The organism is Streptomyces sp. NPDC041124, assembly GCF_055592385.1.
Genome location: NZ_JBVIYR010000001.1, coordinates 676,980 through 703,147 on the forward strand (window position 1 = coordinate 676,980; position 26,168 = coordinate 703,147).

General features: G+C 68.7%; 40 protein-coding genes. 3 read left to right on the forward strand and 37 right to left on the reverse strand.

Features of this window, described 5'->3' with window-relative positions:
- Positions 1-20: 20 nt before the first annotated feature.
- A complete protein-coding gene (locus ACZ6A9_RS03130; RefSeq protein ID WP_468977141.1) occupies positions 21-965 on the forward strand; it encodes a DUF389 domain-containing protein in 945 nt (314 codons plus the stop codon).
- A 476-nt stretch (positions 966-1,441) separates the two neighbouring features.
- Here the strand turns inward: ACZ6A9_RS03130 and glmM are convergent, their stop codons facing one another.
- From glmM to ACZ6A9_RS03150, 4 genes are all read right to left on the reverse strand, one after another.
- On the reverse strand, positions 1,442-2,800 hold the full coding sequence (gene glmM / locus ACZ6A9_RS03135) for a phosphoglucosamine mutase (protein ID WP_468977143.1): 1,359 nt from the start codon (positions 2,798-2,800) through the stop codon (positions 1,442-1,444).
- Positions 2,801-3,121: 321 nt separating this feature from the next.
- A complete protein-coding gene (gene rpsI, locus ACZ6A9_RS03140) occupies positions 3,122-3,634 on the reverse strand; it encodes a 30S ribosomal protein S9 (RefSeq protein ID WP_004927169.1) in 513 nt (170 codons plus the stop codon).
- A gap of 42 nt (positions 3,635-3,676) precedes the next feature.
- Positions 3,677-4,120: a 50S ribosomal protein L13 gene (gene rplM, locus ACZ6A9_RS03145; protein WP_019526965.1), complete on the reverse strand. Its 444-nt coding sequence runs from the start codon at positions 4,118-4,120 to the stop codon at positions 3,677-3,679.
- Between the two features lie 244 nt (positions 4,121-4,364).
- Entirely contained in the window at positions 4,365-5,615 is a 1,251-nt protein-coding gene (locus ACZ6A9_RS03150; RefSeq protein ID WP_468977147.1) for a glycosyltransferase family 87 protein, read from the reverse strand.
- A 74-nt stretch (positions 5,616-5,689) separates the two neighbouring features.
- Here ACZ6A9_RS03150 and ACZ6A9_RS03155 point away from each other — a divergent pair, with 74 nt between their 5' ends.
- A complete protein-coding gene (locus ACZ6A9_RS03155) occupies positions 5,690-6,571 on the forward strand; it encodes a hypothetical protein (protein ID WP_468977149.1) in 882 nt (293 codons plus the stop codon).
- A gap of 18 nt (positions 6,572-6,589) precedes the next feature.
- Here ACZ6A9_RS03155 and truA read toward each other — a convergent pair whose 3' ends face one another.
- The 32 genes from truA to ACZ6A9_RS03315 form a co-directional block, all read right to left on the reverse strand.
- Positions 6,590-7,447: a tRNA pseudouridine(38-40) synthase TruA gene (truA, locus tag ACZ6A9_RS03160; RefSeq protein WP_468977155.1), complete on the reverse strand. Its 858-nt coding sequence runs from the start codon at positions 7,445-7,447 to the stop codon at positions 6,590-6,592.
- A 147-nt stretch (positions 7,448-7,594) separates the two neighbouring features.
- Positions 7,595-8,101 (reverse strand): 50S ribosomal protein L17, encoded by a 507-nt coding sequence (gene rplQ / locus ACZ6A9_RS03165; RefSeq protein ID WP_468977160.1) that lies wholly within the window; start codon positions 8,099-8,101, stop codon positions 7,595-7,597.
- A 215-nt stretch (positions 8,102-8,316) separates the two neighbouring features.
- Positions 8,317-9,339 (reverse strand): DNA-directed RNA polymerase subunit alpha, encoded by a 1,023-nt coding sequence (locus tag ACZ6A9_RS03170; RefSeq protein ID WP_003966937.1) that lies wholly within the window; start codon positions 9,337-9,339, stop codon positions 8,317-8,319.
- A gap of 153 nt (positions 9,340-9,492) precedes the next feature.
- Positions 9,493-9,897 (reverse strand): 30S ribosomal protein S11, encoded by a 405-nt coding sequence (rpsK, locus tag ACZ6A9_RS03175; protein ID WP_003956432.1) that lies wholly within the window; start codon positions 9,895-9,897, stop codon positions 9,493-9,495.
- 64 nt (positions 9,898-9,961) lie between these two features.
- Positions 9,962-10,342, reverse strand: a complete 381-nt coding sequence (gene rpsM / locus ACZ6A9_RS03180; protein WP_006140893.1) for a 30S ribosomal protein S13 — start codon at positions 10,340-10,342, stop codon at positions 9,962-9,964.
- Positions 10,343-10,534: 192 nt separating this feature from the next.
- A complete protein-coding gene (gene rpmJ, locus ACZ6A9_RS03185; protein ID WP_003948619.1) occupies positions 10,535-10,648 on the reverse strand; it encodes a 50S ribosomal protein L36 in 114 nt (37 codons plus the stop codon).
- 59 nt (positions 10,649-10,707) lie between these two features.
- The gene (gene infA / locus ACZ6A9_RS03190) at positions 10,708-10,929 is read right to left on the reverse strand and encodes a translation initiation factor IF-1 (protein WP_003948620.1); all 222 of its coding nucleotides are present in this window, start codon (positions 10,927-10,929) and stop codon (positions 10,708-10,710) included.
- Positions 10,930-11,207: 278 nt separating this feature from the next.
- The gene (gene map, locus ACZ6A9_RS03195; RefSeq protein WP_468977173.1) at positions 11,208-12,044 is read right to left on the reverse strand and encodes a type I methionyl aminopeptidase; all 837 of its coding nucleotides are present in this window, start codon (positions 12,042-12,044) and stop codon (positions 11,208-11,210) included.
- A 149-nt stretch (positions 12,045-12,193) separates the two neighbouring features.
- Positions 12,194-12,847 carry an adenylate kinase gene (locus ACZ6A9_RS03200; protein ID WP_468977180.1) on the reverse strand — a complete coding sequence of 218 codons (654 nt, stop codon included), beginning with the start codon at positions 12,845-12,847 and terminating at the stop codon, positions 12,194-12,196.
- Positions 12,847-14,160 (reverse strand): preprotein translocase subunit SecY, encoded by a 1,314-nt coding sequence (gene secY, locus ACZ6A9_RS03205; protein WP_190098389.1) that lies wholly within the window; start codon positions 14,158-14,160, stop codon positions 12,847-12,849. Before secY ends, ACZ6A9_RS03200 begins: the two co-directional genes overlap by 1 nt.
- Before the next feature lie 244 nt (positions 14,161-14,404).
- Positions 14,405-14,860 carry a 50S ribosomal protein L15 gene (gene rplO, locus ACZ6A9_RS03210; RefSeq protein WP_024883206.1) on the reverse strand — a complete coding sequence of 152 codons (456 nt, stop codon included), beginning with the start codon at positions 14,858-14,860 and terminating at the stop codon, positions 14,405-14,407.
- A 2-nt stretch (positions 14,861-14,862) separates the two neighbouring features.
- Positions 14,863-15,045 carry a 50S ribosomal protein L30 gene (gene rpmD, locus ACZ6A9_RS03215; protein ID WP_003974250.1) on the reverse strand — a complete coding sequence of 61 codons (183 nt, stop codon included), beginning with the start codon at positions 15,043-15,045 and terminating at the stop codon, positions 14,863-14,865.
- 2 nt (positions 15,046-15,047) lie between these two features.
- On the reverse strand, positions 15,048-15,653 hold the full coding sequence (gene rpsE / locus ACZ6A9_RS03220) for a 30S ribosomal protein S5 (protein ID WP_004927232.1): 606 nt from the start codon (positions 15,651-15,653) through the stop codon (positions 15,048-15,050).
- A 41-nt stretch (positions 15,654-15,694) separates the two neighbouring features.
- On the reverse strand, positions 15,695-16,078 hold the full coding sequence (gene rplR / locus ACZ6A9_RS03225) for a 50S ribosomal protein L18 (RefSeq protein ID WP_190098388.1): 384 nt from the start codon (positions 16,076-16,078) through the stop codon (positions 15,695-15,697).
- Between the two features lie 3 nt (positions 16,079-16,081).
- The gene (gene rplF, locus ACZ6A9_RS03230) at positions 16,082-16,621 is read right to left on the reverse strand and encodes a 50S ribosomal protein L6 (protein ID WP_189558417.1); all 540 of its coding nucleotides are present in this window, start codon (positions 16,619-16,621) and stop codon (positions 16,082-16,084) included.
- Positions 16,622-16,645: 24 nt separating this feature from the next.
- Complete coding sequence (rpsH, locus tag ACZ6A9_RS03235) at positions 16,646-17,044, reverse strand: 30S ribosomal protein S8 (RefSeq protein WP_004927242.1); 399 nt, start codon at positions 17,042-17,044, stop codon at positions 16,646-16,648.
- Between the two features lie 234 nt (positions 17,045-17,278).
- A complete protein-coding gene (locus ACZ6A9_RS03240; RefSeq protein ID WP_003948630.1) occupies positions 17,279-17,464 on the reverse strand; it encodes a type Z 30S ribosomal protein S14 in 186 nt (61 codons plus the stop codon).
- Positions 17,465-17,469: 5 nt separating this feature from the next.
- Positions 17,470-18,027 carry a 50S ribosomal protein L5 gene (gene rplE / locus ACZ6A9_RS03245; protein WP_006130773.1) on the reverse strand — a complete coding sequence of 186 codons (558 nt, stop codon included), beginning with the start codon at positions 18,025-18,027 and terminating at the stop codon, positions 17,470-17,472.
- Positions 18,027-18,350 carry a 50S ribosomal protein L24 gene (gene rplX / locus ACZ6A9_RS03250; protein ID WP_053674523.1) on the reverse strand — a complete coding sequence of 108 codons (324 nt, stop codon included), beginning with the start codon at positions 18,348-18,350 and terminating at the stop codon, positions 18,027-18,029. The genes rplE and rplX overlap by 1 nt, the downstream gene beginning before the upstream one ends.
- A gap of 2 nt (positions 18,351-18,352) precedes the next feature.
- Complete coding sequence (rplN, locus tag ACZ6A9_RS03255; protein WP_003998823.1) at positions 18,353-18,721, reverse strand: 50S ribosomal protein L14; 369 nt, start codon at positions 18,719-18,721, stop codon at positions 18,353-18,355.
- A gap of 126 nt (positions 18,722-18,847) precedes the next feature.
- A complete protein-coding gene (gene rpsQ, locus ACZ6A9_RS03260; protein ID WP_004927263.1) occupies positions 18,848-19,135 on the reverse strand; it encodes a 30S ribosomal protein S17 in 288 nt (95 codons plus the stop codon).
- The gene (gene rpmC, locus ACZ6A9_RS03265) at positions 19,132-19,356 is read right to left on the reverse strand and encodes a 50S ribosomal protein L29 (RefSeq protein ID WP_007494763.1); all 225 of its coding nucleotides are present in this window, start codon (positions 19,354-19,356) and stop codon (positions 19,132-19,134) included. Before rpmC ends, rpsQ begins: the two co-directional genes overlap by 4 nt.
- Positions 19,356-19,775, reverse strand: a complete 420-nt coding sequence (gene rplP, locus ACZ6A9_RS03270; protein ID WP_009190136.1) for a 50S ribosomal protein L16 — start codon at positions 19,773-19,775, stop codon at positions 19,356-19,358. The genes rpmC and rplP overlap by 1 nt, the downstream gene beginning before the upstream one ends.
- Positions 19,776-19,780: 5 nt before the next feature.
- Entirely contained in the window at positions 19,781-20,608 is an 828-nt protein-coding gene (gene rpsC / locus ACZ6A9_RS03275; RefSeq protein WP_189558418.1) for a 30S ribosomal protein S3, read from the reverse strand.
- Positions 20,608-20,955 (reverse strand): 50S ribosomal protein L22, encoded by a 348-nt coding sequence (rplV, locus tag ACZ6A9_RS03280; protein WP_006130776.1) that lies wholly within the window; start codon positions 20,953-20,955, stop codon positions 20,608-20,610. Before rplV ends, rpsC begins: the two co-directional genes overlap by 1 nt.
- 44 nt (positions 20,956-20,999) lie before the next feature.
- Positions 21,000-21,281 carry a 30S ribosomal protein S19 gene (gene rpsS, locus ACZ6A9_RS03285; RefSeq protein ID WP_003948639.1) on the reverse strand — a complete coding sequence of 94 codons (282 nt, stop codon included), beginning with the start codon at positions 21,279-21,281 and terminating at the stop codon, positions 21,000-21,002.
- Positions 21,282-21,293: 12 nt separating this feature from the next.
- Positions 21,294-22,130, reverse strand: a complete 837-nt coding sequence (rplB, locus tag ACZ6A9_RS03290; RefSeq protein ID WP_142193687.1) for a 50S ribosomal protein L2 — start codon at positions 22,128-22,130, stop codon at positions 21,294-21,296.
- Between the two features lie 38 nt (positions 22,131-22,168).
- Positions 22,169-22,588 carry a 50S ribosomal protein L23 gene (gene rplW, locus ACZ6A9_RS03295; protein WP_468977199.1) on the reverse strand — a complete coding sequence of 140 codons (420 nt, stop codon included), beginning with the start codon at positions 22,586-22,588 and terminating at the stop codon, positions 22,169-22,171.
- Positions 22,588-23,247, reverse strand: a complete 660-nt coding sequence (gene rplD, locus ACZ6A9_RS03300; protein ID WP_468977202.1) for a 50S ribosomal protein L4 — start codon at positions 23,245-23,247, stop codon at positions 22,588-22,590. Before rplD ends, rplW begins: the two co-directional genes overlap by 1 nt.
- A gap of 8 nt (positions 23,248-23,255) precedes the next feature.
- Positions 23,256-23,900, reverse strand: a complete 645-nt coding sequence (gene rplC, locus ACZ6A9_RS03305; RefSeq protein ID WP_030046373.1) for a 50S ribosomal protein L3 — start codon at positions 23,898-23,900, stop codon at positions 23,256-23,258.
- Between the two features lie 18 nt (positions 23,901-23,918).
- The gene (gene rpsJ, locus ACZ6A9_RS03310) at positions 23,919-24,227 is read right to left on the reverse strand and encodes a 30S ribosomal protein S10 (protein ID WP_003948644.1); all 309 of its coding nucleotides are present in this window, start codon (positions 24,225-24,227) and stop codon (positions 23,919-23,921) included.
- Between the two features lie 426 nt (positions 24,228-24,653).
- Positions 24,654-24,986 carry a cupin domain-containing protein gene (locus ACZ6A9_RS03315; protein ID WP_468977204.1) on the reverse strand — a complete coding sequence of 111 codons (333 nt, stop codon included), beginning with the start codon at positions 24,984-24,986 and terminating at the stop codon, positions 24,654-24,656.
- Between the two features lie 120 nt (positions 24,987-25,106).
- On the opposite strand from ACZ6A9_RS03315, the gene ACZ6A9_RS03320 reads away from it, so the two are divergent.
- Entirely contained in the window at positions 25,107-25,874 is a 768-nt protein-coding gene (locus ACZ6A9_RS03320) for a YqjF family protein (RefSeq protein ID WP_468977207.1), read from the forward strand.
- Positions 25,875-25,919: 45 nt separating this feature from the next.
- Here the strand turns inward: ACZ6A9_RS03320 and ACZ6A9_RS03325 are convergent, their stop codons facing one another.
- Positions 25,920-26,132, reverse strand: a complete 213-nt coding sequence (locus ACZ6A9_RS03325; RefSeq protein WP_468977210.1) for a 4-oxalocrotonate tautomerase family protein — start codon at positions 26,130-26,132, stop codon at positions 25,920-25,922.
- Positions 26,133-26,168 lie beyond the last annotated feature (36 nt).

The following is a 26,168-nucleotide window of genomic DNA, read 5'->3' on the forward strand; positions in this document are numbered from 1 at the left end:
ACGGCGGCTACGCTGCCGCCATGCTGCACCTGCGCCTGATCACACCCGCCGGGCAGACCGATGAGGTGGTCCGGCTGATCGAGGGGACGATCGGGACGGCGCACCTGTGCGTACTGCCGGGTGCCGCCCGCGACCCCGCCGGGGACGTCGTGCTGTGCGACGTGGCCCGGGAGGCCGGCGACGACCTGCTCAGCGGGTTGCGGCGGCTCGGACTGGACGCGACCGGTTCCATCGCCGTGGAGAACGTCGACCTGTCGCTGTCGCAGCGCGCGGCCGAGGCGGAGAAGGAGGCGCCGGGCGAGAGCGCGGACGCGGTGCTGTGGGAGCACCTGACCGACGCCACCCACGAGGAGTCGACCCTCTCGGTCACCTACCTCGCGTTCCTCACGCTGGCGACCATGATCGCGGCGTGCGGAGTCGTCCTGGACAACGCGGTCCTGATCGTGGGCGCGATGGCGGTGGGTCCGGAGTTCGGCCCGCTGGCCGGCATCTCCACGGCGGTGGTGCGGCGCCGGCCGCGCCTCGCGGCCCGTTCGCTGGTCGCGCTGCTGGTGGGGTTCGCGGTGGCGATGGCGCTGACGGTGGGCTTCAGCCTCTTCATGGACACGGTCGGACTGTTCACCGAGGAGAAGCTGGAGGGCGATCGGCCGCAGACCGGCTTCGTGTACGCGCCCGACTGGTTCTCCTTCGTCGTGGCGGTACTGGCCGGAGCGGCCGGCACGCTGTCGCTGACGTCCGCGAAGTCGGGTGCGCTGGTGGGGGTCGCGATCTCGGTGACGACGGTTCCGGCCGCTGCGAACGCCGCCGTGGCGCTGAGTTACGGGGACACGGTGCAGACGTGGGGTTCTTCCCAGCAGTTGCTGCTCAACCTGCTGGGGATCACCCTCGCCGGGACACTGACCCTGCTGACGCAGAAGGCCCTCTGGTCCAGGCAGCACCAACGCCTGCGCAGACGGCCCGCTTGACGGGGGCGCCGCCCGGCGTCCCCCGCGCCGGTACGGGCCGGGGGGACTGCGCAGCCCGGCGCCTGCGGGGTGCCGTCGCGCCCGCCCTCCCCCATCGCCCCAGCGGCACGACTGCCCGCGGAGAGCGGAGGCGACGGGGTGGCGGGGCGACTGCCCGCGGACGAGCGACGGCGGGTGGGGGCGTGGTCGCACGCGGCGGGGAAGGGACGGGGCGGGGGTGGCCGCCCGCAGTGGCCGGCGCGTCCGCACCCTCACCACCACCGGGCGACACCCTCGCGCCGGCCCGAGGACGGACACCCCCGACGCGGCCCCGCACCACCCACGCACCGCAGGCGCTACCCAAGCCCCCGCCGAAGGGACAGCGGCGCCGCAGGCATCCACCCACCACGCCGCACACGGCACTCCACCCGCACCCCGCCACACCACGCCGCAGGCAACCCGCAGGCGACCCGCAGGCGTAGCCCACCCCTCGTCGGCTACCCCAGCGCCGACTTCACCACGTCGGCCAGACGTCCCGCCACCGACCGCGCCTGGTCGATGTCCGCGGCCTCGACCATGACCCGGACCAGGGGCTCCGTCCCCGAGGACCGCAGCAGCACGCGCCCCGTCTCACCGAGTTCCCGCTCCGCCTCACCCACCGCGGCAGCGAGCTCCGCGGAGGTCTTCACCCGGGACTTGTCCACGTCCGGAACATTGATCAGCACCTGCGGCAGCCGCTCCATCACCGACGCCAGCTCCCGCAGCGGCCGCCCGCTCCCCGCGACCCGCGCGGCGAGCAGCAGCCCGGTCAGGGTGCCGTCGCCGGTCGTCGCGTGGTCGAGGACGATGACGTGCCCGGACTGCTCGCCCCCGAGGGCGTAGCCCTGCTTCTTCATCTCCTCCAGCACGTACCGGTCGCCGACGGCGGTCTGCACCAGCCGGATGCCCTCCCGCTCCATCGCCAGCTTGAACCCGAGGTTCGACATCACCGTCGCGACGACGGTGTCGGACCGCAGCGCGGACCGCTCCCGCATGGCCAGTGCCAGCACCGCGAGGATCTGGTCGCCGTCGACCTCCTCACCGGTGTGGTCGACGGCCAGGCACCGGTCGGCGTCGCCGTCGTGCGCGATGCCCAGCGCGGCCCCGTGCTCGACGACCGCGGCCTTCAGCTGGTCGAGGTGCGTCGACCCGCAGCCGTCGTTGATGTTGAGCCCGTCCGGCTCCGCGCCGATGGTGACGACCTCGGCCCCGGCCCGCGTGAACGCCTCCGGGGAGACCGCGGCGGCGGCGCCGTGCGCCTCGTCGAGGACGATCCGCAGACCGTCCAGCCGGTTGGGGAGAACGCCGACGAGGTGGGCGACGTACGTCTCCAGGCCCTCCTCGTAGTCCCGTACGCGACCGACACCGGCGCCGGTCGGACGGTTCCACGGCGCGCCGGTGCGGTGTTCCTCGTACACGGACTCGATGCGGTCCTCCAGCTCGTCGGCGAGCTTGTGACCGCCGCGGGCGAAGAACTTGATGCCGTTGTCCGGCATGGCGTTGTGGCTCGCGGAGAGCATGACGCCGAGGTCGGCGCCGAGGGCGCCGGTGAGGTGTGCCACGGCCGGTGTGGGCAGCACGCCGACGCGCAGGACGTCCACGCCCGCACTGGCGAGGCCGGCGACCACGGCGGCCTCCAGGAACTCCCCGGACGCGCGCGGGTCACGTCCGACCACGGCGGTGGGCCGGTGGCCTTCGAACGTGCCGGCTTCCGCCAGTACGTGCGCGGCGGCGACGGACAGACCGAGCGCCATTTCCGCGGTCAGGTCCGCGTTGGCGACACCGCGCACGCCGTCCGTGCCGAAGAGTCGTCCCACTTGTCCTCCTGATGATGCGTCAGTACCGATAGCCGAACCAGGGCCCCGCCTCCCACGTCCTGCCGAGGCGTAGGACCGTCCGTACGGCCGACGGTTGTGCCACTGACCAAGCTTGTGAAGTGTTCGACGGCCGTGAGGCGAGTGCGGCTCCACACCTCCGGGCGCGCACCGCAACGGTCACACCCGACGCCCGACCATCCGATCACATTAGCGTTTGAGCGCCTTGTGCCGTTATACGCCCACGGCGCTGAATAAACGAACGCCCCGGCGGCACTGTGGCGTGCCGCCGGGGCGTTCGGAGTACGCGCGAGCGCCCTGTGTTTAGCGCTTGCTGTACTGCGGGGCCTTGCGGGCCTTCTTCAGACCGGCCTTCTTGCGCTCGACCGCACGGTCGTCGCGCTTGAGGAAGCCGGCCTTCTTCAGCGGGCCGCGGTTGTTGTCGACGTCCGCCTCGTTCAGCGCACGGGCGACACCGAGACGGAGCGCACCGGCCTGACCGGAGACACCGCCACCCGCGATGCGGGCGATGACGTCGTAGCGGCCTTCGAGCTCGAGCACCTTGAAGGGCTCGTTGACTTCCTGCTGGTGCACCTTGTTCGGGAAGTAGTCCTCGAGGGTGCGCCCGTTGATCTTCCACTTGCCGGTGCCCGGGACGATCCGGACGCGGGCGATGGCGTTCTTGCGACGGCCCAGGCCGGCGGCCGGCTGGGGCTCACCGAAGCGGGACGCCATGGACTCCGACGTGTACTCGCCCTCGACGGGCACCTCGGACTCGGTGGTGTAGCTGTCGATGTCAAGCTCTTCGAGCGGCTGCTCGGCAGTGGTCTCGGCCACGATGCTCCTCAGATTCTGTTCAGTCTTAGGGGGTGGCCGGACTTACTGCGCGACCTGGGTGATCTCGAACGGCACCGGCTGCTGGGCAGCGTGCGGGTGCTGGTCGCCCGAGTAGACCTTCAGCTTCGAGAGCATCTGACGGCCCAGGGTGTTCTTGGGGAGCATGCCCTTGACGGCCTTCTCGATGGCCTTCTCGGGGTTCTTCGCCAGCAGCTCGTCGTAGCGGACGGAGCGCAGACCACCCGGGTAACCCGAGTGGCGGTACGCCATCTTCTGGGTCCGCTTGTTGCCGGAGAGGTGCACCTTGTCCGCGTTGATGATGATGACGAAGTCACCGGTGTCGACGTGGGGCGCGTAGATCGGCTTGTGCTTGCCGCGCAGGATGGAGGCCGCAGTGGAGGCCAGACGACCCAGGACGACGTCCTGAGCGTCGATGACGTGCCACTGGCGCGTCACATCGCCGGGCTTGGGGCTGTACGTACGCACGGTTCGTAGCCTTCGCTTCTTCAGTGAATGGTCCTGACAAGGTCACCGAAGACGATCACGACAGCCCTGACCGCACTGCGGTGACGCAAACCGCGTGCCGGTCGCTGGTCATCGGTCCGGTGGACCGGTGTAAGGGCCCCTCACGTGAGAATGAGCAAGCCACTACACACAACGAACATGCAGAATACCCATGCTCGGCCGGACGGGTCAAAACGAGACCGCCGTCGGTGACGTCGCCGATGAACTACACAGATTCTACAGCGGGTCCCCGCCCCTCGGACGCCCCCCGCGCCCCGTCCACGTCACCCACCTCGCCGGCCCCGCCAGCCCCGCCCGCTCCGCCCGCCCGGCCGGCCCCGCCCGCCCCGCGCACACCGTGGTACGCGACGGTCACCGCCAGCACGCACAGCGTGACCGAGTCCCGGAACGCGCGCCGTCTCCCCGACTCCAGCCACGGCCAGGTCACCCCCGGCAGCTGGGGCACCAGCGCGAGCCAGAACCAGGGACGCCGGGTGACCGACCCCGCGTGGGGCAGTCCGGCGAGCAGCAGCGGCAGCACGACGAGGAGGTAGTGGTTGTAGGAGGGCCGCGACACGAGGAACGCCGAGAGCATCAGCCCCGCCGACGTCTCCGCCAGCCGCAGCGCCACCGGCCCCGGCCCCCGCCAGCGCCGGTACGCGCACGCCACCCCCACGGCGGCCGCGAGCACCGCCAGCAGCGTCGCCGGGGCCTGGGGCACACCGAGCCGGGGCAGCACGGCGGCGGGCCCCGCCTCGTAGAGGCGCAGGAAGGGGTCGTCGCCGGTCAGCAGGAAGGGCAGGGTGCGGGTGAGGAAGCCCGCGGGGTCGGGCAGGAACAGCGCCGCCACCACCGACGTCACGGCCGGCAGCAGGATCACCAGGGCCAGCGCCCTCCACCGGCGGGCGAAGAGGAACAGCAGCGCCATCGGCGCGAGCAGCGGCTTCACCGCCACCGCGACCCCGATGACCGCACCGGCCGCGACCCACCGGCCCCGGCCGGCCAGCAGCAGGCACAGCGGGAGCGCCAGTACGGCCGTCACCGTCCAGTTGCCCAGCCGCACCAGTTGCCCGAACGGAGCGAACCCGGCCGCCAGGGCGACGAGCCCGAGGACGGCGAGCCGGCTGCGCAGCGGCACCCGGTGCAGCCGCAGCGCGCAGGCCCAGCCCAGGGCGAGCGCGAGGGTCACCGCCACCGGCACCAGTACGTCGAGCACGGAGCGCGGCAGCAGCGCCTGCGGGACGGCGGCCATGACCGCGCTCGGAAAATAGAGGAAGTGCCGGTCGTCGTAGGGCGATCCACCCTCCAGCCAGGTTCGCGCGGCGTCCACGACGATGCGGTTGTCCATGCCTCCGTCCGAGGTCACCAGCATCGTATGGACCGTCAGCGCGCCCAGCACGGCCACGAGTCCGGCCCACCACCAGCCACCCGCAGGACGCACCAACCACCCGGAGATGTCGCTTTTGCCCGTCGCCATGCGCGCAACGCTAGGGCCTGTCGCGCCCGTTGAGGCGGACCAGCACACCCCTTGCCCCGTCTAAGATGCGCCCCATGAGTTTTGGGCAGGGGGGACCCTCACAGCAGTGGGATCCCTGGAAACCGAATTCCCAGCAGCCCTGGAGCAGCGGCGGCGCCGGCCAGTCGCCCGACTGGGCCGCGCTCGCCGACGCGTCCGAGGCCCGCGCCAAGCGCCGCCGACTGCTGTTCATAGGCGGTGGCGCCCTCGCCACCGTCGCGATAGGCACGGCCGTGGCGGTCGCCGTCGTCTCGGCGAACGGCGGCGACCAGGCCTCGCCGGGCGCCTCCTCCCAGCTGCCCGCGGCCTCCGACCTGCCGAGCCCGACGGGCACCGTCCCCTCGTTCGCCCCGACGAGCGCCCCGCCGCCGCTGGACCCGAACGACTTCATCGCCAGCGCGGTGAAGGACAAGGCCCCGCTCAGCCCCGACATCCTCTTCCCGGGCACGCAGCTGACCATGGGTGAGACGGTGTACAAGAAGGGCCCGACGGCGGACACCGAGAACTGCGCCTCGGCCGCGAAGGCGACGCTCCCCAAGGCGCTCACCGACAACCGGTGCACGCGCCTGATCCGGGTCACCTACACCAAGGACAACATGGCGGTGACGGTCGGTGTGGCCGTCTTCGACACCCGGGCCCAGGCTGCCAAGGCCCGGCAGCAGGCCGACAAGAAGAGCATCATCAAGTCGCTGTCGGGCGGCGGCGTCAAGGACTTCTGCTCCGGCGCGGTCTGCCGCTCCACCACCAACACCGTCGGCCGCTACGCCTACTTCACCCTGGCGGGCTTCACGGACGGCAAGAACGTGACGGAGAAGGACAAGGCCGTCTTCGCCACGGGCGACGACCTCCAGGAGTTCACGTTCCGTCAGATCCGCCGCAGGGGCGAGGCCCAGGCGTCGGCGGCGGCGAACGAGTAGCACCGCCGCGGGCGGGGTTCAGCAGCAGCCGCCCGCCGGCAGCGACCGCTTGTTGCGGGCCTCCTTGCTGCGGGCGGCCAGCAGGTCGTCGGCGGGGTAGCCGACCTCCTCCAGGGTCAGCCCGTGCGGGCGTACGACGTGGACGGCCGAGTCCCTCACGCCCGCGGCGAGCACCTTGCCCGGCCAGTTGGCCGGACGGTGACCGTCACCGACGAACAGCAGCGCGCCGATCAGCGAGCGCACCATGTTGTGGCAGAAGGCGTCCGCGCGGACCGTGGCGGTGATAATCCCGTCCTCCCCCCGCACCAGGCTCAGCTCCTGGAGCGTCCGGATGGTCGTCGCGCCCTCGCGCCGCTTGCAGTACGCGGCGAAGTCGTGCTCCCCGAGCAGCCCGCGTGCCGCGTCGTTCATCGCGTCGACGTCCAACGGCCAGTCGTGCCACAGCACATGTCCGCGCAGCAGCGGGTCCACCCCGCCCGGGTTGTCGGTGACCCGGTAGGCGTAACGCCGCCAGATCGCGGAGAACCGCGCGTTGAACCCGGCGGGCGCCTCCCGGAGCGCCCACACCCGTACGTCCCTCGGCAGCCGCCCGGCGAGCCGCTTGAGCAGCTTGGTGTGGTGCTCGGCCCACACCTCCCGGGGCAGATCGACGTGCGCGACCTGGCCCCGCGCGTGGACACCGGCGTCCGTCCGCCCCGCGACGGTCAGCTCGTACGCCGTCCCGCCGGACCGCGTCACGGTCCGCAGCGCGTCCTCGATCTCCCCCTGTACGGTCCGCCGCCCGCCGGCCTGCTTGGCCCACCCGGAGAACTCGGCCCCGTCGTAGGAAAGATCCAGCCGCACCCGCACGAACCCCGGCCGCACTTCGTCACTCACACCAAAGATCCTCTCACCCATGCAAAAAAAGCGGGCCCGCTCCTCGAAAGGAACGGGCCCGCGGTAGCGCCCCAGAGGGGCGCGGGGAACTGCGCGACCAGCCACGGCACAGCCGCAGCCACGATCCCGCAGCGCCCCACCGGACGCTTACGCGTCCTTCGACTCCTCGGCCGGAGCCTCGGCGGCCTCGTCCTTGGACAGGTCCGCCTTCACCTCAGCGGCCTCGGCGCCCTCGGCGTCCTTCGCGGAACGCTTGGTCGCGGCCTCCGCCTCGCCGACAGCGGTCTGCTGCACGGTCAGCGCCTCGACCAGCTCGATGACGGCCATGGGCGCGTTGTCGCCACGGCGGTTACCGATCTTGGTGATGCGGGTGTAGCCACCGGGACGGTTCTCGTACCGCGGGCCGATCTCGGTGAAGAGCGTGTGGACGATGCTCTTGTCCGTGATGACCTGGAGCACCTGACGGCGGTTGTGAAGGTCGCCCTTCTTCGCCTTGGTGACCAGACGCTCGGCGTACGGACGCAGCTTGCGCGCCTTCGCCTCGGTGGTGGTGATGCGGCCGTGCTCGAAGAGCGACTTCGCGAGGTTCGCGAGCAGGAGCTTCTCGTGCGCGGCGCTGCCGCCCAGACGGGCACCCTTGGTGGGCTTCGGCATGGTGTTTCTCCTAGGTGTCTGCCCCGGCCGTATCAGGTACCGGGGTCAGTATCCGAGCGGGCGGTTGCCCGTCGGAGATCCGGGCGCCTTCGCAGACGCCCGGAGGGTCCGCGCCCCCAAGGGGCGCGGGACGGTGTCGACATGCGACTCCGTCGCGTGGGCGCGACTGGCCGCAACGGGCCCGCAGCCGCGGGACCGGCCTCCTCGCGAAGCGCTCAGTACTGCTCGGTCTCCACGAAGCCCGCGTCCGCGTCGTCGTCCGCGCCGAACGCGTCGGCGGCGGCGGTCGGGTCGAACCCGGGGGGCGAGTCCTTCAGCGCGAGGCCCATACCGGCCAGCTTCGCCTTGACCTCGTCGATCGACTTCGCACCGAAGTTGCGGATGTCGAGCAGGTCCGCCTCGCTGCGCGCGACGAGTTCACCCACGGAGTGGATGCCCTCACGCTTGAGGCAGTTGTACGACCGAACGGTGAGCTCCAGCTCCTCGATCGGCAGCGCCAGGTCGGCGGCGAGGGCGGCGTCCGTGGGGGACGGGCCCATGTCGATGCCCTCGGCGTCGATGTTCAGCTCGCGGGCGAGACCGAACAGCTCGACCAGGGTCTTGCCCGCGGAGGCCATGGCGTCACGCGGACGCATCGCCTGCTTGGTCTCGACGTCGACGATCAGCTTGTCGAAGTCGGTGCGCTGCTCGACACGGGTCGCCTCGACCTTGTAGGTGACCTTGAGAACCGGCGAGTAGATCGAGTCGACCGGGATGCGCCCGATCTCCTGACCGACCTGCTTGTTCTGCACGGCGGAGACGTAGCCGCGGCCGCGCTCGACCGTCAGCTCCATCTCCAGCTTGCCCTTGCCGTTGAGCGTGGCGAGGACGAGGTCGGGGTTGTGCACCTCGACACCGGCCGGCGGCGCGATGTCGGCGGCGGTGACCAGACCCGGGCCCTGCTTGCGCAGGTACATCACGACCGGCTCGTCGTGCTCCGAGGAGACGACCAGCTGCTTGATGTTGAGGATCAGGTCGGTGACGTCCTCCTTGACGCCCGGCACGGTGGTGAACTCGTGCAGGACGCCGTCGATGCGGATGCTGGTGACGGCGGCACCGGGGATCGACGACAGGAGGGTACGGCGCAGGGAGTTGCCGAGGGTGTAGCCGAAGCCCGGCTCCAGCGGCTCGATCACGAACCGGGAGCGGAATTCGTCGACGACCTCTTCGGTCAACGAGGGACGCTGAGCGATCAGCATGTGTGGATCAGATCCTTCTTTCGTGGACGCCCGCTATTTGACGCCCGACGGACCGCACCCGGTGAGAAGTGCGGGTACTGCAAGGGTACGGGCGGCACGGCCCTTGCGAGCCGTACCGCCCGGAAACCGGAGCCGAACGAAGCGGCAGGCGTCTCAGACGCGGCGGCGCTTCGGCGGACGGCAGCCGTTGTGCGGGGTCGGGGTGACGTCCTGGATGGAGCCGACCTCGAGGCCCGTGGCCTGCAGGGAGCGGATCGCGGTCTCACGACCGGAGCCCGGGCCCTTGACGAACACGTCGACCTTGCGCATGCCGTGCTCCTGGGCGCGGCGGGCAGCCGACTCGGCGGCCATCTGCGCGGCGAACGGCGTGGACTTCCGGGAGCCCTTGAAGCCGACGTGGCCGGCGGAGGCCCAGGAGATCACGTTGCCGGAGGGGTCCGTGATCGACACGATGGTGTTGTTGAACGTGCTCTTGATGTGCGCGTGGCCGTGAGCGACGTTCTTCTTTTCCTTGCGGCGCACCTTCTTGGCAGCGCCCTGACGACCCTTGGGGGGCATCTATAACTCCTACGGGAGGTGGTCGGTCCTGCAGCAAGACCGCTGGATGAGCGTCCGCTGAGGACTACTTCTTGCCCGGCTTCTTCTTGCCGGCGATGGCGCGACGCGGGCCCTTGCGGGTACGCGCGTTGGTGCTGGTGCGCTGACCGCGGACAGGCAGACCGCGACGGTGACGCAGACCCTGGTAGGTACCGATCTCGACCTTGCGGCGGATGTCGGCCTGGATCTCGCGACGGAGGTCACCCTCGGTCTTGATGTTGTTGTCCACGAACTCACGGATCGCGACGAGCTGCTCCTCGGAGAGGTCGCGAACGCGGGTGTTCGGGTCGACGCCGGTGGCGGCCAGCGTCTGCTGCGAAAGGGTTCGGCCGATGCCGAACACGTAGGTGAGGGCGATCTCCACGCGCTTTTCGCGCGGGATGTCAACACCGGAAACGCGTGCCATTCAATGGCTCCAGTTAGTTGTCGGAGGTCTTCCACAGGACCGGATCCCTGCCCGCCGTACGAGGTACGGGCCGGGTCCCCGGCCTCCGAGCCGGGGGTGTCGAGCCGTGCGGCTCGGGACCTGCGTATGAACGTGTACTGCTCGCGTCGCGCGAAGTTCTGCGGAAAGTCGCAGAGGGTCGATCGGCTGTGGTCAGCCCTGGCGCTGCTTGTGGCGCGGGTTGTCACAGATGATCATGACCCGGCCGTGACGGCGGATCACCCTGCACTTGTCGCAGATCTTCTTGACGCTCGGCTTGACCTTCATGGGTGTGAGGTTCTCCGGGTCAGTGCCATCACCCCGGCGGGCCGGGGAGCGGGCAAGATCTACTTGTACCGGTAGACGATCCGGCCACGCGTCAGGTCGTACGGGGAGAGCTCCACCACGACCCGGTCGTCAGGGAGGATGCGGATGTAGTGCATGCGCATCTTGCCGCTGATGTGTGCCAGGACCTGGTGGCCGTTCTGGAGCTCGACCTTGAACATGGCGTTCGGAAGAGACTCGACGACAGTGCCCTCGATCTCGATGGCACCTTGCTTCTTGGCCACGCTTCGCCCTTCGAATCGACTACCTTGATCGACTCCGACGCGCACCACGCGGGACATGCAGACATGCGGGTGCACAAGAGCCGACGAGTCAGTCTACGTCAGCGCACCCGGAAACACGAATCGAGAAATCCTGCCCCACCGGGGAGATCCTTAACCCGGGGAACCCCGGAGTCGGCCCGGGACGCCTCACGGGCGCGGGCCGCGGGCGCGGCGCCGCAGCGCCACCGGCGTCGAGCGGCGGCGCCGGTCTCAGCCCGGCGCCGCGGCCCGGGACCGGGTCAGGCCAGCGGGTCGGGTGCCGCGGTGACGCCCAGTTCCGCCAGCTTGGCCTTGCCGCCGTCGGGCGCCGTCAGGACCAGCGGGCCCTGCTCGGTGAGGGCGACGGAGTGCTCCCAGTGGGAGGACCAGGTGCCGTCCGTGGTGATGACGGTCCAGTCGTCGGAGAGGACCTCCGTCTTCGGGGTGCCCAGGGAGACCATCGGCTCGATGGCGAGGCAGAAGCCCGGGACCAGCTTGGGGCCCTTGCCCCGCTTGCGGTCGACGTAGTTCAGCAGGTGCGGGTCCATGTGCATCTCGGTGCCGATGCCGTGGCCGCCGTAGTCCTCGATGATCCCGTACTTGCCGCCGCCCGGCTTCGGCTGGCGGCGGATGTACGTCTCCACGGCCCGGGAGATGTCCACCAGCCGGTTGCCCTGCTTCATGGCCGCGATGCCGGCCCACATCGACTCCTCGGTCACCCGGGACAGCTCGACCAGCTCCGGCGAGTGCCCGGACCCGACGAACGCGGTGTAGGCCGCGTCGCCGTGCCAGCCGTCGATGATCGCACCGCAGTCGATGGAGATGACGTCCCCGTCCTTGAGGACGACGTCGTCGGAGGGGATGCCGTGGACGACGACCTCGTTCACCGAGGTGCAGATGGTGGCGGGGAAGCCGCCGTAACCGAGGAAGTTCGGCTTGGCGCCGTGTTCGGCGAGGACCTTGCGCGCGACCTGGTCCAGATCCTTGGTCGTGGCCCCGGGCACGGCCGCCTCACGGGTGGCCGCGTGGATGGCCGCGACGACCAGCCCCGCCTCACGCATCTTGGCGATCTGCTCAGGGCTCTTGATCTGCACCATGGGGACGAGGACCTCTCGTGGATCAGGTAGGCGAACACTTCCAACGATACGGGCGCCCGAACACCCTCGGCCCCGCGGGCGGCCACCCCCGGCCATGCGACAGCCGCGGCCCCGCACGGGGGACCGCGGCTGTGACGGACGGCATGGGACTACTCGGCGCTCTTCAGCGCCTCCAGAGCCCGCCCGGTGACCTCGTCCACGGGACCCATCGCCGAGATCGTCACGACCAGGCCCTGCGCCCGGTAGTAATCGATGATCGGCTCGGTCTGCGTGTGGTAGACCTCCAGCCGCGTCCGCACCGTCGACTCCGAGTCGTCGTCCCGCTGGTACAGCTCGCCGCCGCAGGTGTCACAGACACCCTCCTGCCGCGGCGGGCTGTACGTCACGTGGAACACGTGCGCCGAGTCCTTGCGGCAGACCCGCCGCCCGGCGATCCGCTTGACGACCTCGTCCTCGGGGGCCTCGAGATCGAGCACCGCGTCCAGCTTGATGCCCTCGGTCTGCAGCAGCTCGTCCAGCGCCTCGGCCTGCGACACGTTGCGCGGGAAGCCGTCCAGCAGGAAGCCGCCCTCGGCGTCGGGCTGCTCCATGCGGTCCTTGGCCATGGCGATGGTGACCTCGTCGGGGACGAGGTTGCCGGCGTCCATGTAGGACTTCGCGAGTTTGCCCAGCTCCGTCTGCCGGCTGATGTTGGCGCGGAACAGGTCACCCGTGGAGATGTGCGGGATGCGCAGTTTCTCGGCAAGGCGGGTGGCCTGCGTACCCTTTCCGGCACCCGGCGGCCCGACGAGGACGATTCGCATCAGCGGAGGAACCCTTCGTAATTGCGCTGCTGGAGCTGGCTCTCGATCTGCTTCACGGTCTCGAGACCGACACCCACGATGATCAGGATGCTGGTCCCGCCGAACGGGAAGTTCTGGTTTGCCCCGAAACCAGCCAACGCCATTGTCGGCACGAGAGAGATCAGGCCCAGATACAGCGAACCCGGCCAGGTGATCCGGTTGAGTACGTAGCTCAGGTACTCAGCGGTCGGTCGGCCAGCCCGGATGCCCGGGATGAAGCCACCATACTTCTTCATGTTGTCGGCGACTTCTTCGGGGTTGAAGGTGATCGCCACGTAGAAGAAGGCGAAGAAGACGATCAACAGGAAGTACAGGATGATGTGGAACGTCGCGCCGGTGTCCGCGAGGTTCTTCGTGATCCAGGCCGCCCAGCCCGCGTTGGAGTTCGAGAACTGCACGATCAGCGCGGGAATGTAGAGCAGCGACGAGGCGAAGATGACGGGAATGACACCCGCCTGGTTCACCTTCAGCGGGATGTAGGTGGACGTGCCGCCGTAGGAACGCCGGCCGATCATGCGCTTGGCGTACTGCACCGGGATCCGGCGCTGGGCCTGCTCGACGAAGACGACCAGGGCGACCATGACGAAGCCGACGACCATGACGGTGCCGAACTCGATCCAGCCGTCCGCCAGGCTGCCCTGCTCCTTGATGGCCCACAGGGCGGAGGGGAAGGTCGCGGCGATCGAGATGAACATCAGGATCGACATGCCGTTGCCGATGCCGCGGTCGGTGATGAGCTCACCGAGCCACATCACGGCGGCCGTACCGGCGGTCATGGTGATGACCATGGTCACGGTCACGAAGATCGACTGGTCGGGGACGATCTGCCCGGCGACGGGGCAGCCCGGGAAGAGGGAGCCGCTGCGGGCGGTGGCCACCAGGCCGGTTCCCTGGAGGATGGCCAGCGCGACCGTCAGGTAACGGGTGTACTGCGTGATCTTCGCCGTACCGGCCTGGCCCTCCTTCTTCAGGGCTTCCAGGCGCGGGATCACGACGGTCAGCAGCTGCAGGATGATGCTCGCCGTGATGTACGGCATGATGCCCAGCGCGAAGATCGTGATCTGGAGCAGCGCGCCGCCGCTGAACATGTTGACCAGACCCAGCAGGCCCTGGCCGGCCTCAGCGTTGTCGATACAGGCCTGGACGTTGCGGTAGTCGACACCCGGGATCGGGACGTTCGTACCGATGCGGTACACGACGATGATGCCGAGCGTGAAGAGCAGCTTCTTGCGCAGGTCGGGCGTCTTGAACGCCCGGGCGAACGCGGTGAGCACGGTGCCTCCTGCGACCCCCCGCGCAACTGCGTCAAGGGTGACGGTCTTGAGATTCCGACTAAGGACGATTACGTAACGGTCAACTGCCGCGGTGAGTGCCCCGTATGGGGCTCCCGAGGTCAATGGGCAGCGCAGGCCACCTTACCGGCGACACCGCCACCCTAGGAACGACCAACCGGGGATACCCCATTTGTGGGGTATCCCCGGTCGGGATCGCTCTACGTCATCGAGACACCTGACGGGGTCAGACGAGCTCGGTGACGGTACCGCCGGCGGCGGTGATCTTCTCCTTGGCGGAGCCGGAGACGGCGTCGACCGTCACCTGCAGCGCCACGGAGATCTCGCCCTGGCCCAGGACCTTGACGAGGCTGTTCTTGCGCACGGCGCCCTTGGCGACCAGGTCCTCGACCGTGACCTCTCCGCCCTCGGGGTAGAGGGAGGCGAGCTTGTCCAGGTTGACGACCTGGAACTCGGTCTTGAACGGGTTCTTGAAGCCCTTCAGCTTCGGGAGACGCATGTGGAGCGGCATCTGGCCACCCTCGAAGCGCTCCGGAACCTGGTAACGGGCCTTGGTGCCCTTGGTACCACGACCGGCCGTCTTACCCTTCGACGCCTCACCACGACCGACACGGGTCTTCGCGGTCTTGGCGCCGGGGGCGGGACGGAGGTTGTGGATCTTGAGCGGGTTGTTCTCCGCCATGATCAGTCGACCTCCTCGACCGTCACGAGGTGGCGGACGGTGTGCACCATTCCGCGGAACTCGGGGCGGTCCTCCTTGACGACCTGCGTGTTGATGCCCTTGAGACCAAGGGAGCGCAGGGTGTCACGGTGGTTCTGCTTGCTGCCGATGTAGGACTTGACCTGCGTAATCTTGAGCTGCGCCATGATTACGCACCCGCCCCGGCACGCGCACGGAGAAGAGCCGCGGGGGCGACGTCCTCGAGGGGCAGACCACGGCGGGCCGCGATCTCCTCGGGACGCTGCAGACCCTTGAGGGCCTCCACGGTCGCGTGCACGATGTTGATCTGGTTGTCGGAGCCGAGCGACTTCGACAGCACGTCGTGGATACCGGCGCACTCGAGCACGGCGCGCACCGGACCACCGGCGATCACACCGGTACCGGGCGACGCGGGCTTGAGCAGCACGACGCCGGCAGCCTTCTCACCCTGGATGGGGTGCGGGATGGTGCCCTGGATGCGGGGGACCTTGAAGAAGTGCTTCTTGGCCTCCTCAACGCCCTTGGCGATGGCGGCCGGCACCTCCTTGGCCTTGCCGTATCCGACACCCACGGTGCCGTCACCGTCGCCCACCACGACCAGCGCGGTGAAGCTGAAGCGACGACCACCCTTCACAACCTTGGCGACACGGTTGATCGCTACGACGCGCTCAACGTATGCGGTCTTCTCGGCGGCAGCTGCGCCGCCGTCACGGCCCTTCCGGTCCCGCCGCTCGCCGCCACCGGCACCGCCACCGCGGCGCTGGGGTCCAGCCATTGGAATTACCTCTCTCTGTTTCCGCTAGCTACGGAACCGACTCAGAACTTGAGTCCGGCTTCGCGGGCGGCGTCCGCCAGGGCGGCGATGCGCCCCGCGTACCTGTTGCCACCGCGGTCGAACACGACAGCCTCGACACCGGCGGCCTTGGCGCGCTCCGCGACCAGGGCACCGACCTGCTGGGCCTGCGAGGACTTGTCGGCCTCGCCACCGCGGATCGACGCGTCCAGCGTGGACGCCGAAGCCAGCGTGTGACCCTTCAGGTCGTCGATCACCTGCGCCACGATGTGGCGGTTGGAACGAGTCACGACCAGGCGAGGACGCTCGGCAGTACCAGAGACGTTCTTGCGGATCCGGATGTGACGACGCTTGATAGCAGCACGCTTGTAGGCGTCGCCCTTGAGGATCTTCTGCCCGTATGCCATGGCTTACTTACCCGCCTTTCCGACCTTGCGGCGGATGACTTCGCCCTCGTACTTGACGCCCTTGGCCTTGTACGGGTCGGGCTTGCGCAGCTTGCGGATGTTCGCCGCAACCTCGCCGACCTTCTGCTTGTCGATGCCCTCGACCGAGAAGCGGGTGGGGGCCTCCACCTTGAAGGTGATGCCCTCGGGCGCCTCGATCGTGATCGGGTGGCTGTAGCCCAGGGAGAACTCCAGGTTGGAACCCTTGGCGACAACGCGGTAACCGACACCGCTGATCTCGAGCTTCTTCACGTAACCCTGGGTCACGCCGGTGATCATGTTCGCCACCAGCGTGCGGGACAGGCCGTGCAGGGCCTTGTTCTGACGCTCGTCGTTGGGGCGGGTGACGTTCAGGACGCCGTCCTCACCCTTGGCGATCTCGATCGGCGACACGACGGTGTGGTTCAGCGTGCCCTTGGGGCCCTTCACCGTGACCGTCTGGCCGTCGATGGTGACGTCCACGCCGGCGGGAACCGCGATGGGGAGCTTGCCGATGCGCGACATAGCTGTTTCCTCCGTTCCCTTCCGCTACCAGACGTAGGCGAGGACTTCCCCACCCACGCCCTTCTTGCCGGCCTGCTTGTCGGTGAGGAGCCCGTGCGACGTGGAGATGATCGCCACGCCGAGGCCGCCGAGCACCTTCGGCAGGTTGGTGGACTTCGCGTACACCCGGAGACCGGGCTTGGAGATCCGCTTGATGCCCGCGATGGAGCGCTCACGGTTGGGACCGAACTTCAGGTCCAGGACGAGGTTCTTGCCGACTTCGGCGTCCTCGACCTTCCAGCCCGTGATGAAGCCCTCCTGCTGGAGGATCTCCGCGATGTGCGACTTGATCTTCGAGTGCGGCATCGCCACGGTGTCGTGGTACGCCGAGTTCGCGTTCCGCAGACGCGTAAGCATGTCTGCGATCGGATCAGTCATGGTCATGAATTGGCCTTCGGCCTCTCTCGCCGGGGTTTCCTGGTGCGCCATCCCTCTCCCCGATCCGAGACGGGACGGGTGCGGCGCGGTGGACCTACGGCGTAGTAAGCAAACATGAGCGGGCAAAGCCCGCGTATGGGCACGGCAGGCGCCCAACCCCACAAGCCTAAGCCATGCGGGGTGGGCCTCCCGCCGTTCCCACTGCTTACCGAGAGCCCTGGGAGCCGGGGATTACCCGGACTACCAGGAGCTCTTGGTCACGCCCGGCAGCTCGCCACGGTGAGCCATCTCACGAAGGCACACGCGGCAGAGGCCGAACTTGCGGTACACGGAGTGCGGACGACCGCAGCGCTGGCAGCGGGTGTAGCCGCGCACTCCGAACTTGGGCTTGCGAGCAGCCTTCGCGATGAGAGCCTTCTTCGCCATCTCGCTCACGCCTCCTTGAACGGGAAGCCGAGGTGACGGAGAAGGGCGCGGCCCTCTTCGTCGTTGGTCGCCGTGGTCACCACGGTGATGTCCATACCCCGGACACGGTCGATCTTGTCCTGGTCGATCTCGTGGAACATGACCTGCTCCGTGAGACCGAAGGTGTAGTTGCCACGGCCGTCGAACTGCTTGGGGGACAGGCCGCGGAAGTCGCGGATGCGCGGGAGCGCGAGCGACAGGGTGCGGTCCAGGAACTCCCACATGCGGTCGCCACGGAGCGTGACGTGGGCACCGATCGGCTGGCCCTCACGCAGCTTGAACTGCGCGATGGACTTGCGGGCCTTGGTGACGGCCGGCTTCTGACCGGTGATCGTGGTGAGGTCGCGGATGGCGCCCTCGATCAGCTTGGAGTCGCGGGCGGCGTCGCCCACACCCATGTTGACCACGATCTTGACGAGGCCGGGAACCTGCATGACGTTCTCGTAGGAGAACTGCTCGCGCAGCTTGCCCGCGATCTCCTCGCGGTACTTCGTCTTCAGACGCGGAGTGGTGGTGGTCGTCATCAGATGTCCTCACCCGTCCGCTTGGCAACGCGGATCTTGTTGCCTTCGTCGTCGAAGCGGTAACCGACGCGCGTGACGACCTTGTTCCCGTCCTTCTCCACGACCAGCTGGACGTTGGAGACGTGGATCGGGGCCTCGGTGGTCACGATGCCGCCGGCCTGCGAACCGCGAGCGGTCGGACCGGCCTTGGTGTGCTTCTTGACCCGGTTGACACCCTCGACCAGGACACGCTCGTCGCGCGGGTAAGCGGCAATGACCTTGCCCTGCTTGCCCTTGTCCTTGCCGGTGATGACCTGGACCAGGTCACCCTTCTTGATCTTCATGCTCACAGCACCTCCGGCGCGAGGGAGATGATCTTCATGAACTTCTTCTCGCGCAGCTCACGGCCGACCGGGCCGAAGATACGGGTGCCACGAGGGTCGCCGTCGTTCTTCAGAATGACGGCGGCGTTCTCGTCGAAGCGGATGTACGAGCCGTCCGGACGGCGGCGCTCCTTGACGGTGCGAACGATGACCGCCTTGACGACGTCACCCTTCTTCACGTTGCCACCGGGGATCGCGTCCTTGACGGTGGCGACGATGACGTCACCGATGCCCGCGTAGCGGCGACCGGAGCCACCGAGCACACGGATGCAAAGGATTTCCTTCGCACCAGTGTTGTCGGCGACGCGCAGTCGCGACTCCTGCTGGATCACGTCTATCTCCTGATTGTCTGCCGGTTCCCCGGGGGCCGTTCAGGAACGGCCCCCGGAGCCTGGCGGAACTGTCCTGCGAGGGGTGCCTCGCAGGAACGTACTGGGGAACTCCCTTACGGGAATTACCTACTTGGCCTTCTCGAGGATCTCGACGATGCGCCAGTGCTTCGTCGCGGACAGCGGCCGGGTCTCCATCAGGAGGACGCGGTCGCCGACGCCGGCGGCGTTCTGCTCGTCGTGGGCCTTGAGCTTGCTCGTGCTGCGGATGACCTTGCCGTACAGCGCGTGCTTCTTGCGGTCCTCGACGGCGACGACGACGGTCTTGTCCATCTTGTCGCTGACGACGATGCCCTCGCGGGTCTTGCGGTCGCCGCGCGCCTCGGTGTTCGTCTCGGTCACGTTGTTCTCGCTCATGCGTTCTCCACCGTTTCGATGCCCAGCTCGCGCTCGCGCATCAGGGTGTAGATCCGCGCGATGTCCTTACGGACGGCCTTCAGCCGACCGTGGTTCTCGAGCTGACCGGTCGCCGCCTGGAAGCGGAGGTTGAACAGCTCTTCCTTGGCCTCGCGGAGCTTCGCGAGAAGCTCCTCGTTGCCCAGCTCGCGCAGCTCGGACGCCTTGGTACCGGCCGACATCACGCTTCACCTGCCTCGCGCTTGACGATCCGGCACTTCATCGGCAGCTTGTGGGCCGCACGAGTCAGCGCCTCACGGGCGATCTTCTCGTTGGGGTACGACAGCTCGAACATGACGCGTCCGGGCTTGACGTTGGCGATCCACCACTCCGGAGAACCCTTACCGGAACCCATGCGGGTCTCGGCAGGCTTCTTCGTCAGGGGACGGTCCGGGTAGATGTTGATCCAGACCTTGCCGCCACGCTTGATGTGACGGGTCATGGCGATACGAGCCGCTTCGATCTGGCGGTTCGTCACATACGCCGGGGTCAGCGCCTGGATGCCGTACTCGCCGAACGCAACCTGCGTGCCACCCTTGGACATGCCGTTGCGCTTGGGGTGGTGCTGCTTGCGGTGCTTGACCCTACGGGGGATCAGCATGGTGGTCAGGCCTCCGTTCCGGTGCTCTCAGCCGGAGCGGCAGCCGGAGCGTCGGCCTTGGGGGCCTCGGCAGCGGGAGCCTGCTGCGGCTTGCGACCGCGACCGCCACGCTCGCCACCGCGGCCACCGCGGGCCGGGCGGTCGGAACCACCACGGGCCGGACGGTTGCCGGCGCGGGCGGCGGCGTTCTCGGCGCGGACCTCGGCGATGTTCTTGACGTCGCCCTTGTAGATCCAGACCTTCACGCCGATGCGGCCGAAGGTCGTCTTGGCCTCGAAGAAGCCGTAGTCCACGTTCGCGCGGAGCGTGTGCAGGGGCACACGGCCCTCGCGGTAGAACTCCGAGCGGGACATCTCGGCGCCACCGAGGCGGCCACCGCACTGGATCTTGATGCCCTTGGCGCCCGCCTTCATCGCCGACTGCATGCTCTTGCGCATGGCGCGGCGGAAGGAGACGCGGGAGGAGAGCTGCTCGGCGACGGCCTGGGCGACCAGCTGGGCATCGGTCTCGGGGTTCTTGACCTCGAGGATGTTCAGCTGGACCTGCTTGCCGGTGAGCTTCTCGAGGTCACCGCGGATGCGGTCGGCCTCGGCGCCGCGGCGGCCGATGACGATGCCCGGACGAGCGGTGTGGATGTCCACACGCACACGGTCGCGGGTCCGCTCGATCTCCACCTTGGAGATGCCGGCGCGCTCCATGCCGGACGTCATCATCCGACGGATGGCGACGTCTTCCTTGACGTAGTCCTTGTACAGCTTGTCGGCGTACCACCGGGACTTGAAGTCCGTGGTGACACCGAGCCGGAACCCATGCGGGTTAACCTTCTGGCCCATTACCGGGTTCCTTCCTTGCTGCTGACGACCACGGTGATGTGGCTGGTCCGCTTGCGGATCCGGTAGGCGCGGCCCTGGGCGCGCGGACGGAACCGCTTCAGGGTCGGGCCCTCGTCGACGTAGGCCTCGGAAATGAAGAGGCTGTCGACATCGGTGTGGTCGTAGTTGTGCGCGGCGTTGGCGATGGCGCTGTCCAGCACCTTGCCGACCGGCACGCTCGCGGCCTGCGGGGCGAAACGCAGGACCGCCTGAGCCTCCGTGGCATCCATGCCACGGATGAGGTCCACCACGCGGCGGGCCTTCATGGGCGTGACGCGGATGTACCGCGCCTGGGCCCTGGCTTCCATGGTTGTCCCTTCAGTGTCTGTCATGGTCGATTGCACCCCGCCGACTAGCGGCGCTTCGACTTCCGGTCGTCCTTGACGTGGCCCCGGAAGGTGCGGGTCGGCGAGAACTCGCCGAGCTTGTGGCCGACCATCGACTCGGTGACAAACACCGGGATGTGGGTCTTGCCGTTGTGCACCGCGATCGTGTGGCCCAGCATCGCCGGGACGATCATCGAGCGACGGGACCAGGTCTTGATGACGTTCTTGGTACCGGCTTCGTTCTGGACGTCCACCTTCTTGATCAGGTGGTCGTCGACGAAGGGTCCCTTCTTCAAGCTACGAGGCATCTCAACCCGTCCTTAGCGCTTCTTGTTCGTCTTGCGGCGGCGGACGATGTACTTGTTCGACGCCTTCTTGGGCGAACGAGTACGGCCTTCCTTCTTGCCCCACGGGGACACGGGGTGACGACCACCGGAGGTCCGGCCCTCACCACCACCGTGCGGGTGGTCAACCGGGTTCATGACGACACCACGGACGGTCGGGCGGACGCCCAGCCACCGCTTACGGCCGGCCTTGCCCCAGTTGATGTTGCTCTGCTCGGCGTTGCCGACCTCGCCCACAGTGGCGCGGCAGCGGACGTCGACCAGGCGGATCTCGCCGGACGGCATGCGCAGGTGGGCCATCTGGCCCTCCTTCGCGAGCAGCTGCACCGAGGCGCCGGCGGAGCGGGCGAACTTGGCGCCGCCGCCGGGACGCAGCTCGATGGCGTGCAGCGTCGTACCGACCGGGATGTTGCGCAGGGCGAGGTTGTTGCCCGGCTTGATGTCGGCCCCGGGGCCGTTCTCCACGCGGTCGCCCTGGTTCAGGCCACGCGGCGCGAGGATGTAGCGCTTCTCGCCGTCCGCGTAGTGCAGGAGCGCGATGCGCGCGGTGCGGTTGGGGTCGTACTCGATGTGCGCGACCTTCGCCGGCACGCCGTCCTTGTCGTGACGACGGAAGTCGATCACTCGGTAGGCGCGCTTGTGGCCACCGCCCTGGTGGCGGACGGTCACACGACCGGAATTGTTACGGCCGCCCTTGCTGTGCAGGGGACGGACCAGCGACTTCTCCGGCGTGGACCGCGTGACCTCGACGAAGTCGGCGACGCTGGAGCCACGACGGCCCGGAGTCGTCGGCTTGTACTTGCGGATACCCATTTCTCAGTCCTCGTCCGATATCGAACGATCCTGACCGCTTACGCGGTCGGACCGCCGAAGATGTCGATACGGTCGCCCTCGGCGAGGGTCACGATCGCGCGCTTGGTCGCCGCACGCTGGCCGAAGCCGGTACGGGTCCGCTTGCGCTTGCCGATGCGGTTGATCGTGTTGACCCCGGTGACCTTGACCTCGAAGACCGCCTGGACGGCCTGCTTGATCTGGGTCTTGTTCGCGTGGGGGTCGACGAGGAACGTGTACTTGTTCTCGTCGATCAGCGCGTAGCTCTTCTCCGACACGACCGGCTTCAGCAGGATGTCACGGGGGTCCGTGTACGCCTTGCTCGCCGGGGTGACGACGGTGTTCTTGCCCTCGGCGGCGTGACGACGCGCCTTGGCGACGCGCGCAGCCTTGGCCGCCTTGGCGGCCTTCGAGGCGATCGAGGGGTGACGGGCAGCCATCAGACCTCGCTCCCTTCGTTGTCGTTGGCCTTGTTCGGGCCGGCGACGAAGGACTCGAAAGCGGCCTGGGTGAAGACCACGTCGTCCGAGACGATTACGTCGTACGTGTTCAGCTGGCCCGGCTCCAGGATGTGGACCTGGGGCAGGTTGCGGGCGGACAGCCACGCGGCCTCGTCGGCGCGGTCGACGACCAGGAGCAGGTTCTTGCGCTCCGAGATCTTGCCGAACAGCGTCCGGGCGGCCTTCGTGGAGGGCGTCTCACCCGCGATCACGCCGGAGACGACGTGGATGCGGTTGTTGCGCGCCCGGTCGGTGAGGGCGTGGCGCAGGGCCGCGGCCTTCATCTTCTTGGGCGTGCGCTGCGAGTAGTCGCGCGGCACGGGACCGTGCACGACGCCACCACCGGCGAACTGCGGCGCGCGGGTCGAGCCCTGGCGGGCGCGGCCGGTGCCCTTCTGGCGGTACGGCTTGCGGCCACCACCACGGACTTCACCGCGACGCTTGGTCTTGTGCGTGCCCTGGCGGGCAGCGGCGTTCTGCGCGACGACGACCTGGTGGATCAGCGGGATGCTGACCTTCTCCACGCCGAAGATCTCCGCGGGGAGCTCGACGCTTCCGGTCTTCTCGCCGGCAGGCGAAAGGATGTCAACAGTGCTCATCGGTTACCTCAGGCCCCCTTGGCCGCGGTGCGGACCAGGACGAGGCCGCCGTTCGGACCGGGAACCGCGCCCTTGATGAGCAGCAGACCCTTCTCCGCGTCAACGGCGTGGACGGTCAGGTTCTGGGTGGTGACCCGCTCGTTGCCCATGCGACCCGCCATGCGGAGGCCCTTGAACACGCGGCCCGGGGTGGCACAGCCACCGATGGAGCCCGGCGAGCGGTGCTTGCGCTGGGTGCCGTGACCGGCGCCGAGGCCCTTGAAGTTGTGACGCTTCATGACACCGGCGAAGCCCTTGCCCTTGCTCTTGCCGGTGACGTCGACCTTCACGCCGGACTCGAAGACCTCGGCGGTGACTTCCTGGCCCAGCGTGTACTCGGAGGCGTCCGCGGTGCGGATCTCGACGAGGTGACGACGGGGGGTGACGTCGGCCTTGGCGAAGTGACCCTTGAGGGGCTTGTTCACCTTGCGCGGGTCGATCTCGCCGAAGGCGATCTGGACCGACTCGTAGCCGTCGACGTCGTTCGTACGGACCTGGGTGACGACGTTGGGGCCGGCCTTGACGACGGTGACCGGAACAACACGGTTGTTCTCGTCCCACACCTGCGTCATGCCGAGCTTCTCGCCCAGGATGCCCTTGATCTGCTTTGCCATCTCTTCAGATCACCGGCCTCAGAGCTTGATCTCGATGTCGACACCGGCCGGGAGGTCGAGTCGCATCAGAGAGTCAACGGTCTTGGGGGTCGGGTCGAGGATGTCGATCAGGCGCTTGTGCGTGCGCATCTCGAAGTGCTCGCGCGAGTCCTTGTACTTGTGCGGCGACTTGATGACGCAGTACACGTTCTTCTCAGTGGGCAGCGGCACCGGGCCCGCGACCGACGCACCAGTGCGAGTCACCGTCTCGACGATCTTCTTCGCCGAAGAGTCGATGACCTCGTGGTCGTAGGCCTTGAGCCGGATGCGGATCTTCTGTCCCGCCATGGCTACTCCGTAGTCCTGTCTCTCTTTACGCTCTGGAGCCCGGTGCTCCACACTCTCGTCTCCGACCCACGCGGTCGGGCGTGTCGCGCTCCCGCTGACACAGATGTCCCTTGTTCGAACATCCCTGCGGGATTGACACGGCCTTACCAGAACCGTGGACCGGGGGCGAAAGGCCCACCGGGCGCCTGGCCGACGCCGCACATACGCTTCCCGGAAGATTCCCGTACTTCCGCCCCTACACCTTTCGATGTAATGCGTGGGACGACGAGTACTGTGGGACTCGCTTCCGGCCCTCCCGGCGGGAGGCGCGCAGCATCAACGCTCGACCGAGCAACTCGGACAGTCTGCCACAGCGGACGGGGCCCTGGCCAATCGGGCGGAAGAGAGTACCCCCCGAGTGACGCGGATCAAACAGGGTGGCGCCGGTCAGCTCCGTTTCGCGACCGTGAGGACCACCGCCGCGTCCTCCAGAGCCTGGAGACCGTGACGGGCCGGGGGGATGGTGAGGAGATCGCCGCTGCGGCCCTCCCATGCGGTGTCGCCGCTGGTGAGGCGGACACGGCCGCGGAGCACCAGCAGGGTCGCCTCGCCCGGGCTGTCGTGCTCGGCGAGGCTCGTGCCGGCGGTCAGCGCGAGGAGGGTCTGGCGCAGGACGTGTTCGTGGCCGCCGTAGACGGTGGTGGCGCTGCGGCCGCTGGACGAGCCAGCGGCGTGCTCCAGGTGTTCGCGGGCGAGGGCGTCGAGGGAGAGCTTCTGCATGGCCTCAGTGTTCCCGCGCGCACCGGGCGGTCGCCAGGGCCATGTGGGGCACACCGTGGTGTCGGCCACGTCCACCCGGACAGCCCTGCCGCGGCCCATGCGGTCCGTGATACTGGCCCGGTGCCGTCGACATCGCCGTTCCCGGATCCGATCACGCCCGACCCGCCGGAGGCGATCGCGCGTCCGCTGCTCACCCAGTCGTGGCTCGACCTGACGTTCGTGCACTGGGCGGCGGATCCGGCGGACGTGGCCGCCCTGCTGCCGCCGGGCACCGAGCCGGACACCTTCGACGGGGTCACCTACGTGGGTCTCGTCGCCTTCCGGATGCACCGGGTGGGCTGGCTGCGCCTGCCGGGGGTGCCGTACCTGGGGAACTTCCCCGAGACCAACGTGCGCCTGTACTCGGTGGACGCGCACGGGCGGCGCGGGGTCGTCTTCCTCTCCCTGGACGCCTCCCGGCTGATCCCGGTGGCGGTCGGCCGCCTCGGCTTCGGGATGCCGTACGTCTGGTCCCGGATGCGCGTCGAGCACCTCGACGGCGCCACGGTGCGGTACACGAGTTCCCGGCGGTGGCCGGGTCCGCGCGGGGCGGGCAGCCGGCTGACCGTGCGCCGGGGCGAGCCGGTCGGGGAGCCGACCGCGCTGGAGCACTTCCTCACCGCGCGCTGGGGCATGCACGGCGCGTTCTTCGGGCGGTCGATGTACCTGCCCAACGCGCATCCCCGCTGGGCGCTGCACCGGGCCGAGCTGGTGGAGTGCGCGGAGGACCTGGTCACCGCGGCCGGGCTACCCGCGCCGGCCGGGGAGCCGGTGAGCGTGCTGTACTCCCCCGGCGTCCCCGCCCGCTTCGGGAGGCCGGCCCGTCCGGCCGGCCTCCCCACGCCGTGACGACGTGGCGGCGGGCCGGACGCGGGTCCGCGGCCTGCGGGCCGGTCAGGCGGTGGTGCCGTTCAGCATCGCGGCCGTGAGGACGTCGCCGGCGACGCCCCAGCCACCGTCGGGGACCTCGTCGACGAGGACGACGGTGGTGGGGCGGGCCCGTTCCCCGTATATCTCCGCGTAGAGGTCGGTGGTGCGCTCGACGAGCTTCCTCTTGTCCGCGGCGCTGAGGGTGCCCGCGGGGACCTTGAACTGGGCGAAAGGCATGGATGTCTCCTGTCGGGGGATGTCGGTGGGTCAGCC